Source organism: Candidatus Aquicultor secundus, assembly GCF_002791875.1.
GTDB lineage: Bacteria > Actinomycetota > Aquicultoria > Aquicultorales > Aquicultoraceae > Aquicultor_A > Aquicultor_A secundus.
This window is the reverse complement of record NZ_PFNG01000132.1, coordinates 1-10,000: the sequence shown is the minus strand read 5'-3', so window position 1 is coordinate 10,000 and position 10,000 is coordinate 1. Positions and strand designations below refer to the sequence as shown.

Sequence of the window (10,000 nt, the reverse complement as noted above, 5' to 3'; positions counted from 1 at the left end):
TTTCAAAGACCAACTTTGCAACAGACGGTAATGTACCATGCCATTCTCCGGCTGTCAACACCTTATTCAAGTCTTCCTATGAAGGTGTTTTTAAGACAAAAAAATTCGCTGTGGAGTTTCCTCTCACAGCGACAAGTTTCAGGTACGATTGCTCATGCAATCACACTTACTCTAACCTATACTTGTCGCCTCCGAGATAAATTGTAAGCAATTATACAACAACTCCACGGAAATCTACTGCAGAAGCAGCATTAATAAATATAGCACCAGCGATATCTGTTGTCAACTAGTTTGTTTGAGAATTTTGCGAGTTTACAACGCGTTTTACGACCGGCTGCGAGGATTTCGCAGTCCGCCGCATGCTGCTGCGTAAAGAGTACTTTACCAGGTTTAAAAATAATGTCAACACCCGGTTCGATGATTATTCACCGCATTTTTCATCATTATTACATTAACATATGCGGGAGTGCTTAACTCGGGCTGTATACTTTAATCCTGGCGATGCGGCGTTTGCCGACTTGGATGATGTCCCCGGTTCTTGGAACTATCTCGATGCCGGGATCTTTGATTGCTACTTCTTTATATTCTCCATCGACATGTTCGAGATATTTTACTCCGCCGCCCTCGATAAGCCGACGGGCTTCACCATTGGTCTTAGCGAAATCTGCAACCGTCATAAGCTTAACGATCCACATGCGCTTATCATCGGTGAGCATATCCGGTGTTATCTCGACCTCGGGAATCTCGGCGCCGATAGCCGCAAGCCGTTCTGCAGCCGTCCCGCCCTCGACCTTCTTAAACTTTGCGTCAAAGATCCGCTCGGCTTCTTTGGCCGCTTCGGGACCGTAATAGATAGATATAACATCTTTTGCGAGACGCCTTTTTATCTCATTGGGATGAAGCGTGCCGTCTTCCAGGCCTTTTTCGATGCGGTCTATCTCTTCATGAGGTTCGTTCGTGCAGAGCCTGAAGTAGCGGATCATTATAAAATCCGGGATCGACATGATCTTGCCGAACTGCTCCTCGGGGGGCTCGGTTAAGCCGATGTAGTTACCCTTGGATTTGCTCATACGAACGTAGCCGTCGGTGCCCTCAAGGATGGGCATGGTGATAACAACCTGTGGCTCCTGGTCGGCCCAACGCTGCAGATCCCTTCCGGCAAGCATATTGAATTTCTGGTCGGTCCCGCCTATCTCAATATCGCAGCCAAGCTCGACAGAATCGTAGCCCTGCATCACGGGATAGAGAAACTCGTGCAGGCTTATCGGGACCTGTGCGGCAAAACGTTTGGCGAAATCGTCTCGCTCAAGTATCCTGGCCACGGTGAATTGCGCCGTAATTTTAAGAACCCGCTCGAACGGCATCGTCGAAAACCAGCGACCGTTGTAGTCAATTACCGTTTTTTCGGGGTTAAGGATTTTAAAAGCCTGCTCGGTATAGGTTCTGGCATTGGCCTCTATCGTCTCGGCGGGAAGCTGGGGCCTTGTGGTCGAGCGCTCTGTAGGATCGCCCACCCGTGCCGTATAATCGCCGATCAAAAGCTGGACAACATGACCCAGGTCTTGAAATTGCCGTAGCTTTCGAAGTGGAACCGCATGCCCGAGATGAAGATCCGGGGCGGTCGGGTCAACGCCGTACTTTACCTTAAGCGGCGTATTCGTCGCTATCGAACGGGCGAGTTTCTGCTTGAATTCTTCAACCGGGATTATCTCCTCGGCACCGTCTTGTATGATAAAAAGTTGCTCTTCAGCCGATTTCATTCCTACCCCCGCATATCATTTATCTTATAAGCTAGAATAAGCCAAAATATAAAAAATCGTAACACCTGCACACAGATATGTCCAGCTCAATAGCTTTGTGCTATAATCCATCCAGAAAACGATTGGGTTCTTGACCGGGGAAGTAATGTCGCGAGCTAGGATAAGAAGAGCTGAGCTGAGGGCAAAGAAGCAGCGTAGGATTCATGCGGTTCTCGTGCTTAGCGCCTTAATAATCATACCGATCCTTGTGGTTGCCTTCGGTGGCCTTGTGGCTACCGCCGAAATCATGCGTGGGCTGCCAAAACTCAAAAACGAGGACAAGATCCAAAACTGGCAGACGACCAAGATATTCGCATCGAACGGCACGCTGCTTACCAATCTCTATTATGAACAAGACCGCGTCGTCGTGCCGCTCTCCGAGGTATCGCCGTACCTGCAGCATGCGGTCATCGCAATTGAGGACGAGAGGTTTTACAAGCACAAGGGATACGATCCCGAGGCCATCGCGCGTGCCTTCTTTGCCAACCTCGCCAGCGGGCATACCGTGGAAGGCGCGAGCACCATCACCCAGCAGTATGTAAAGAATACAATCGTCACCCGTGAAAAAACATTCGACCGCAAGATAAAAGAAGCGGCGCTGGCGTACCAGCTGGAACAGAAATATACCAAAGCCCAGATTCTAGAAAAATACCTCAATACAATTTACTTCGGGCATAGTTGGTATGGTGTGGAAACGGCTTCTAATAATTACTTCGGCAAACGGGCGAAGATGCTTTCGCTTCCCGAGGCGGCCATACTTGCCGCAATTATCAAATCCCCGAACGACTTCTCGCCATATGTAAATTTAGGCAAAGCCAAAGAACGCCGTGACCTGGTTCTTCATCAGATGGCACGGCTGAAGTACATAACGCCGCTGGAGGAATCGCAGTCGGTGGCCGCACCGGTAACAGCAAGACCGATGACTAAGCCGGTAACACCCGCGCCATATTTCGTCGAATATGTAAAACAGAAGCTTATCAAGCGATACGGTGAGAACGTCGTCTTTAAGGGCGGCCTGCGGGTATACACAACGATCAACTTAACCATGCAAAAGCAGGCGGAGCAAGCCGCATGGTCTACACTTGATCACCCCAAAGATCCATCCGCCTCGATTGTAGCTGTCGAGCCGGCAACCGGTTACATACGGGCGATGGTCGGCGGGCGTGACTTTAATAAAGATAAATATAACCTGGCCACCTCACATAATCGCCAGCCCGGCTCATCGTTCAAGCCCATTGTGTTTGCCGCCGCAATTGAAAACGGTATCTCTCCGTTCCAGGAATATAGCTCTTCACCGGGCGATTTACCTATCGGTGGCGGGCAAACCTGGCACGTTGATAACTATGTCGAGGGAAGTGGCGGCCCTCCGATGCCGCTCCGGTCCGCACTTGTGCGCTCGGTCAACACCGTTTTTGCGCGTCTTATCCTGGACGTAGGGGTAAACAAGGTCACCGAGGTCGCAAAGAAAATGGGAATGCCGGAATGGATCATCAACCAGGATCCGGCGATTGCGCTCGGAGGTTTTACAAACGGGCCAAGCCCCCTTGATATGGCGAGTGTATATTCAACATTTGCAAATGGCGGAAAGCATTGCCCGCCCGAGGCTATCACTAGGGTGACAGACGCATCAGGCAAAATCATCGACCAGTACGTGCCGAAGCCACAGCAAACTATCAGTGAAGCAACCGCCTATATCGTTACTGATGTGCTGCAAGACGTCATCAGATACGGAACAGGGACACGGGCCAGGATAAGTGGGCCCTGCGCGGGCAAAACAGGAACCGCCTCGGGCTACAGGGATGCATGGTTTTGCGGATATACGCCGGGACTTTCGGCGGCTGTGTGGGTCGGATATCCAAAAGGCCAGATATCTATGTATAATGTCCACGGCATACGCGTTGCCGGCGGTACTTTCCCCGCGCAAATATGGTCGCGATTCATGTCAAAAGCAACCGCAAATATGCCTAGAGGTAGTTTCGTAAAGCCACGCGGCGGCATCGAGAATGTTCTCGTTTGTACCGAGTCGGGATTGCTCCCCAGCAAATTCTGCCCCGATGTTGAATACCGCCCGTTCCTGAGCACCAAAGTGCCCCGTCAAAAATGTCCCCTGCATAAGTCCCCGGGCATCGTCGCGATACCGAACGTCGTCGGATTACCCGAGAAGCCGGCTATCGATAAATTGGATCAAGCCCACTTTGGACATAGCTCCGTATACAGAGAAGATGTTAGGGGTATTCGGGGTGTTGTGACAACACAGGTTCCGGCGGCCGGGGAAAGGGCACGACAAGGCGTGATAATTCAGATAACGGTTAGTACCGGCGGTGTCGGCTCGTCGGCTAAGGGTATCACCGTATCGGATATCGTCGGCCTGTCTGAGGAAAATGCAAGGCAACAGTTAGAGTCCGCGGGCTTTAATGTTATAGACGTGACCTCCTCCCCGTATCAGCGCGGGCGCGCCGTGAGGGGCAAAGTAGTTTCCCAAAATCCCGCGGCAGGTACAACGCTGCAATACGGCCAAACGGTAACAATCTACATCAACCGCCGGAACTAGCTGCATACTGCTTACTCCCTGCTGCCTGCTCTATCCCGCTACTCTTTATCGCCCGGATACGCGATACCAAGGTGGTTGCAGGCCCGTTCGGTTATAACGCGACCGCGTGGAGTGCGCTGGATAAAGCCGAGCTGTAGCAAATACGGCTCGTAGACATCCTCAAGCGTTTCGGGCTCTTCGCTTATGGACGTGGCCAGCGTGTTAAGCCCAACCGGGGCGCCGCTGAACTTGTCAACCATAGTTAGGAGTATCTGGCGGTCAAGCCTATCCAGACCGAGGACGTCTACTTCCAGAAATGCAAGAGCCCTGTCTGCAATATCCTTATCGATCCGCCCATCCCCTTTAATTTGCGCATAGTCACGCACCCGTTTAAGCAGGCGGTTTGCGATTCTTGGGGTTCCTCTTGATCTCCGTGCGATTTCAAGCGAACCGTAGGCATCGATCCCGACGCTAAGAATTATTGCGGAGCGCCGGATAATACCGTTGAGCTCCTGATCGGTATAGTAATCGAAACGGCAATTAACCCCAAACCTGTCCCTCAGGGGCGACGTTAAAAGACCCTGCCTCGTCGTCGCGCCTACCAGGGTAAAGTTCGGCAGCTCCAATCGCAAAGAGCGCGCAGATGGTCCTTTCCCAATGATGATATCAAGCTCAAAATCCTCCATCGCCGGGTAGAGGACTTCTTCTACTTGCCTGCTTAAGCGGTGTATCTCATCGATAAACAGCACGTCATTCGGCTGCAGATTGGTGAGGATCGCCGCCAGATCCCCGGCCCGTTCGATCGCCGGCCCGGAAGTAATCTTAATGCCGACCCCCAGTTCATTTGCAATAATGCCTGCCAGGGTGGTTTTGCCGAGCCCGGGAGGACCGCTTAAGAGCACATGATCCAGGGCCTCTTCGCGGCTTTTTGTGGCGGAAATAAAAAGCTCGAGGGCCTCTTTCGCCCACGTCTGCCCGACGAATTCCTCAAGCCGCTTCGGCCGCAGGCTCCGCTCGTAATCGATATCCTCTTCTATAAATGACGTCGTTGTAATCCTGTCGTCCACGATTTCCTCCCGCTATCAGTTTTTTGCCAGGTTTTTTAAAGCATGTTTAATGAGCACCTCAACGCTTATCTCTGTCCCATCGGGCGCAAAACCGTCCAGCGCCTTTTTCGCTTCGGCGGACGTGTATCCGAGGCCAAGCAATGCGCTTCGCGCCTCCTCATAGGCTGACCTATCCTTTATATAAGCCGTCGATGTAAGCCCGATTTCGGGCAGTGTCAGCTTTTCTTTAAGCTCAAGTACAAGACGCTGGGCGTTTTTCTTACCTATCCCCGGAATGGATGTGATGAGCGCTATATCTTCACCTACGATGGCCTGTTTTAAGGAGTCGACGTCAAATGAAGAGAGGATCACAAGCGCCACCTTCGGGCCGATACCGCTCACCGAGATGAGCCTCTCAAAGAGTTCGCGCTCGGCCACCGACATGAAACCAAACAACTGCAAAACATCCTCGCGCACGTGCGTATATGTATACACAAACACCGGCTCACCCCTCTGCGGCATGGCCGCGAGTGAGTTGTTGGACATAGACACCCTGTATCCAACACCGCTTACATCGATATCAACTGTTCCGGGGCCTTTATCCTCAAGCCTACCCCTCAAGAACGCTATCATCCAAAGCTCTCCTGGTTATCGTATTCGACCGGTACGAATGCGCATGGCATATCCCGAGGGCCAGCGCATCCGCCGCATCATCCGGTTTTGGGATTTCGGTTAAATTAAGGATGGCCTTAACCATCTGCTGCACCTGCGCCTTCTCCGCCCGGCCGTAGCCCACGACCGCTTGCTTTACCTGAAGCGGCGTATACTCTGCAACCGGAAGCCCACCATCCGCGGCAACGAGAAGGCACACGCCACGCGCCTGCCCCACGGCCAGCGCAGTACGGACGTTTTGATTAAAAAAGAGCTGCTCAACCACAAAATGATCGGGCCTATACCTGGCTATCAGGTTTTTTAAGCCGTCGTAAATGTGCTGCAACCGAAGCTCTGCGGCAACCTTGGCCTCGGTTGAAATTATCCCGTAGTCTTTGACTTTAAAGCGGTTTCCCTCGTACTCTATGACACCATAACCGGTTGTTGCCGTGCCGGGATCAACCGCGAGAATAATCATAAGCTTTCCTTTCAAACCGAAAATTCAAACTTCAACGTTCAACGTCTAGGTTATCGTGAATCGTCCTCTGTAAATCGCTTTCTATATTCTAGCGCAAACCAGAGCAACATCGCTAATCGAACATTTGTTTGATTATAACAAGAAAACAGCCAACCGCCAACGGCTGACTGCCTTTTATATCGTCCCCGAATCCTAGGCCCTTCCTAACTTCCTAAGACCCGGCAAGCTCCTCCAACACCTCGGCCGGGATATCGAAGTTGCTGTAGACATCCTGAACGTCGTCGTTGTCTTCCAGCACATCAACGAACCTAAGCACCTTCATTGCTTCTTCTTTATCCAATTTCACAGGGTTCTTAGGGACCATCGCAATCTCGGCAAGCGCGATTGGGATACCGTGCTTCTCGATTATGTTTCTAACGAAGTTAAGTTCGGTGGGGTCGGTCGTTATCTGCCACTGGTCGTCTTCGCCGGTCATATCCTCTGCACCGGCCTCAACGGCAAGCGTGAAGAGTTCGTCCTCGCCGATGGGATGACTCTTATCGACCGCTACGATCCCCTTGCGGTCGAACATCCACCCGACCGAGCCGGATGCCCCCAGATTACCGCCGTATTTCGTGAAGATGTGGCGAACATCGGCCGCGGTACGATTACGGTTATCCGTCATGACATCGACCATGATTGCGACCCCGGCGGGGCCAAACCCCTCGTAGGTGAGTTCCTCGTAGGTAACTGCCCCCAACTCGCCCGCGCCCTTCTTAATCGCCCGGTCGATGTTGTCCGCGGGCATGCTGTAGCTTCTTGCCTTTTCAATTGCATTCGCAAGAGCCGCGTTCATGTCCGGGTTGCTACCGTTGCGAGCGGCAACCATAATCGCCCGGCTCAGCTTGGCGAACAGTTTGCCGCGCTTGGCATCCTCCTTGCCTTTCTTGTGTTTAATCGTTGCCCACTTAGAATGCCCTGACATTAGGATTAGGCCTCCTTTATCATATTCAAAAAGTATTTGTGTACCCTTACGTCCCCGGTTAATTCGGGATGAAACGCCGACGCAAGAAGACTTCCCTGTCTGGCCATGACTTTTACGTTGCCATGTTCAATAGTATCAAATTCGGCAAGCGTGTCGACACCCTCACCCACCGACTCTATCCACGGGGCGCGAATAAAGACCGCATTGAAGCTTCCGATGCCCTTGATAGCAAGGTCGGCCTCGAAGCTTTCGCGCTGCCGGCCAAACGCATTTCGCCGGGCCTCGATATCCATCAGCGAGAGCAGCGGCTGGTCGCCTTCTGTAATTGTTTTCGCTAAAAGAATCATACCCGCGCATGTGCCGTAGATAGGCTTGCCTGCGGCGTGAAAGTCGCGGATTGCATCGATAAACTCGTACTCCACCATTAATTTACCGATAGTCGTGCTCTCGCCTCCGGGAATGATCAAGCCCGCAATTTCCTTCAACTCACGTGGCCGTTTTATAGCCATACCGACCGCGCCGAGCGCCTCGATGTGCTGTATATGCTCGCGCACCGCCCCCTGCAAAGCCAATACGCCTATTCTTACTTTAAGGTTATTACTGTTGCTCAAACTTTATCTTGCTCCTCATACAAAGTACGGGGCGGAGAAAAACCTCTGCCCGCGGTAAAGCTAGAAATTAGAAAGTAGCGATTATACCGATTAGAAATAGGTTCTTAAGCTTAGACTCTCACTTTTCTCACTTTGCCCTCAATAATTCAATCTACTCTCTAATTTCTAATCTCTAGTTGGTAATCATCTTCGATGGTTACCAACCGCGTTCCTGCATCCTCTCGGCTTCGGGGATCTGGCTGATTTCTATACCGACCATCGGCTCACCAAGGTCCTTTGATACCTTCGCGAGAAGTTCGGCGTCGTTGAAGTGCGTTGTCGCCTGCACAATCGCTTTTGCGCGCTTTGCGGGGTCGCCGCTTTTGAATATACCCGAGCCGACAAACACGCCGTCCGCGCCCAACTGCATCATAAGCGCCGCGTCGGCCGGGGTTGCAACGCCGCCCGCCGAGAAATTCACAACCGGCAACTTACCGTTATCATGCACCCATTTTACCAGGTCGTATGGGGCTTGAAGGTCTTTGGCCGCGGCAAACAGCTCGTCATCGCGAAGCCCCTTCAGCCACGAGATACCTTCACGGACCGAGCGCATGTGGCGGACCGCTTCAACGATATTACCTGTGCCCGGCTCACCCTTTGTCCTTATCATAGCCGCGCCCTCGGATATACGCCTCAGCGCCTCGCCGAGATTCCTGCAACCGCAGACAAACGGTACTTTAAAATCCCACTTGTTAATGTGGTGTTCCTCGTCGGCCGGGGTCAGAACTTCGCTTTCATCGATGTAGTCAACGCCAAGGGCCTCGAGTATCTGGGCCTCGACAAAGTGCCCGATCCTGGCTTTCGCCATAACCGGAATCGTCACCATACTAACGATCTCTTCGACCTTTGTGGGATCGGCCATACGTGCTACCCCGCCGGCCGCCCTTATATCCGCGGGAACCCTCTCAAGCGCCATAACGGCCACAGCCCCGGCATCCTCGGCGATTTTTGCCTGTTTCGCATCGGTTACGTCCATAATAACCCCGCCCTTTAACATTTCAGCCAGGCCTGTTTTTACTCTCAGTGTTCCGGTCTCAATCATGTATCTCTTCTTCCTTTCATACGTCTCGAATCTAAATCTCTAGGTGCTGATTAAATTGATGATTCTGCTTTATCATACTAAAACAAATACCTGGTCGCAACTGTATGAGGAGTTACAAAGATAGCTAAAACAGCCGGCGTTGGGCGCATCGCACGCCTATTTCTGGCAAACCGGGCAGATATGCGTTCCCCTGCCGGCCACTTTGGTTTTCTTGATCTCACCCGGACAGTTGTTAACGCAAGGCTCCCCCGTTCGGCCGTACACTTTAAAAAAGCTTACAAAGTTGCCCTTGTTTCCAAAGATATCGACATATGTAGCGATCGAGCTGCCGTGCTCCTCGATGGCCTTGGTCAAGATGGAGCGTATCCCTTCATAGATGCGCCCGACCTCATCCCGAGAGAGCGAGCCGGGCTGCCTAGTCGGCAACACACCGGCATGAAAAAGCACCTCGTCGGCATAGATATTGCCGATGCCCGCAACGAAAGACTGGTCCAACAGTAACGCTTTTATCTTGGCGTTCGGCCTGCGCTTGAGCATCTCCTGAAATCTTTCTAGGGTAAACTCGCCGGACAAAGGCTCGGGGCCAAGACGGCTCAGCTCAGGGGCAGTGCCGATATCCCCCTTTAAGAGCTTGACATAGCCGAATTTGCGCGGGTCCCTGAAACGAATTTCATAGCCGTTATCCAGCGTGAAAATAACCTGCGCTTTTTCTCGCTCGGGATACCCAACCGGCACATACCGGATACTTCCGGCGATCATTAAATGAAAAAGCAGAGAGAGCGGCGAATCACCGGAGGAAAGACGAACGATCACCATCTTAGCCCGCCGTCCGACACCGAT

General features: G+C 52.2%; 9 protein-coding genes. 1 reads left to right on the top strand and 8 read right to left on the bottom strand.

The window, feature by feature from the left end:
• Nucleotides 1-470: 470 nt before the first annotated feature.
• Complete coding sequence (gene tyrS, locus COY37_RS05470) at nucleotides 471-1,760, bottom strand: tyrosine--tRNA ligase (protein WP_286678171.1); 1,290 nt, start codon at nucleotides 1,758-1,760, stop codon at nucleotides 471-473.
• A gap of 145 nt (nucleotides 1,761-1,905) precedes the next feature.
• On the opposite strand from tyrS, the gene COY37_RS05465 reads away from it, so the two are divergent.
• A complete protein-coding gene (locus COY37_RS05465) occupies nucleotides 1,906-4,350 on the top strand; it encodes a PBP1A family penicillin-binding protein (protein WP_286678170.1) in 2,445 nt (814 codons plus the stop codon).
• 38 nt (nucleotides 4,351-4,388) lie between these two features.
• On the opposite strand, the gene ruvB is transcribed toward COY37_RS05465, so the two are convergent.
• From ruvB to mutM, 7 genes are all read right to left on the bottom strand, one after another.
• Nucleotides 4,389-5,399, bottom strand: a complete 1,011-nt coding sequence (gene ruvB, locus COY37_RS05460; RefSeq protein WP_353682436.1) for a Holliday junction branch migration DNA helicase RuvB — start codon at nucleotides 5,397-5,399, stop codon at nucleotides 4,389-4,391.
• A 12-nt stretch (nucleotides 5,400-5,411) separates the two neighbouring features.
• Nucleotides 5,412-6,008: a Holliday junction branch migration protein RuvA gene (ruvA, locus tag COY37_RS05455; RefSeq protein WP_286678168.1), complete on the bottom strand. Its 597-nt coding sequence runs from the start codon at nucleotides 6,006-6,008 to the stop codon at nucleotides 5,412-5,414.
• A complete protein-coding gene (gene ruvC, locus COY37_RS05450; protein ID WP_286678167.1) occupies nucleotides 5,986-6,504 on the bottom strand; it encodes a crossover junction endodeoxyribonuclease RuvC in 519 nt (172 codons plus the stop codon). Before ruvC ends, ruvA begins: the two co-directional genes overlap by 23 nt.
• A 211-nt stretch (nucleotides 6,505-6,715) precedes the next feature.
• On the bottom strand, nucleotides 6,716-7,468 hold the full coding sequence (locus COY37_RS05445) for a YebC/PmpR family DNA-binding transcriptional regulator (RefSeq protein WP_286678166.1): 753 nt from the start codon (nucleotides 7,466-7,468) through the stop codon (nucleotides 6,716-6,718).
• A gap of 5 nt (nucleotides 7,469-7,473) precedes the next feature.
• Nucleotides 7,474-8,079 carry a pyridoxal 5'-phosphate synthase glutaminase subunit PdxT gene (gene pdxT, locus COY37_RS05440; RefSeq protein WP_286678165.1) on the bottom strand — a complete coding sequence of 202 codons (606 nt, stop codon included), beginning with the start codon at nucleotides 8,077-8,079 and terminating at the stop codon, nucleotides 7,474-7,476.
• Between the two features lie 196 nt (nucleotides 8,080-8,275).
• The gene (pdxS, locus tag COY37_RS05435; protein WP_286678164.1) at nucleotides 8,276-9,160 is read right to left on the bottom strand and encodes a pyridoxal 5'-phosphate synthase lyase subunit PdxS; all 885 of its coding nucleotides are present in this window, start codon (nucleotides 9,158-9,160) and stop codon (nucleotides 8,276-8,278) included.
• 156 nt (nucleotides 9,161-9,316) lie between these two features.
• Nucleotides 9,317-10,000 (bottom strand): bifunctional DNA-formamidopyrimidine glycosylase/DNA-(apurinic or apyrimidinic site) lyase (mutM, locus tag COY37_RS05430; protein WP_286976605.1); only part of this gene is annotated, 684 nt, incomplete at its 5' end.

Coding starts and splice junctions, on each gene's coding strand:
- COY37_RS05465 (WP_286678170.1), top strand. CDS start 1,906: ATGTCGCGAGCTAGGATAAGAAGAGCTGAGCTGAGGGCAAAGAAGCAG.
- tyrS (WP_286678171.1), bottom strand. CDS start 1,760: ATGAAATCGGCTGAAGAGCAACTTTTTATCATACAAGACGGTGCCGAG.
- COY37_RS05445 (WP_286678166.1), bottom strand. CDS start 7,468: ATGTCAGGGCATTCTAAGTGGGCAACGATTAAACACAAGAAAGGCAAG.
- ruvC (WP_286678167.1), bottom strand. CDS start 6,504: ATGATTATTCTCGCGGTTGATCCCGGCACGGCAACAACCGGTTATGGT.
- pdxS (WP_286678164.1), bottom strand. CDS start 9,160: ATGATTGAGACCGGAACACTGAGAGTAAAAACAGGCCTGGCTGAAATG.
- ruvA (WP_286678168.1), bottom strand. CDS start 6,008: ATGATAGCGTTCTTGAGGGGTAGGCTTGAGGATAAAGGCCCCGGAACA.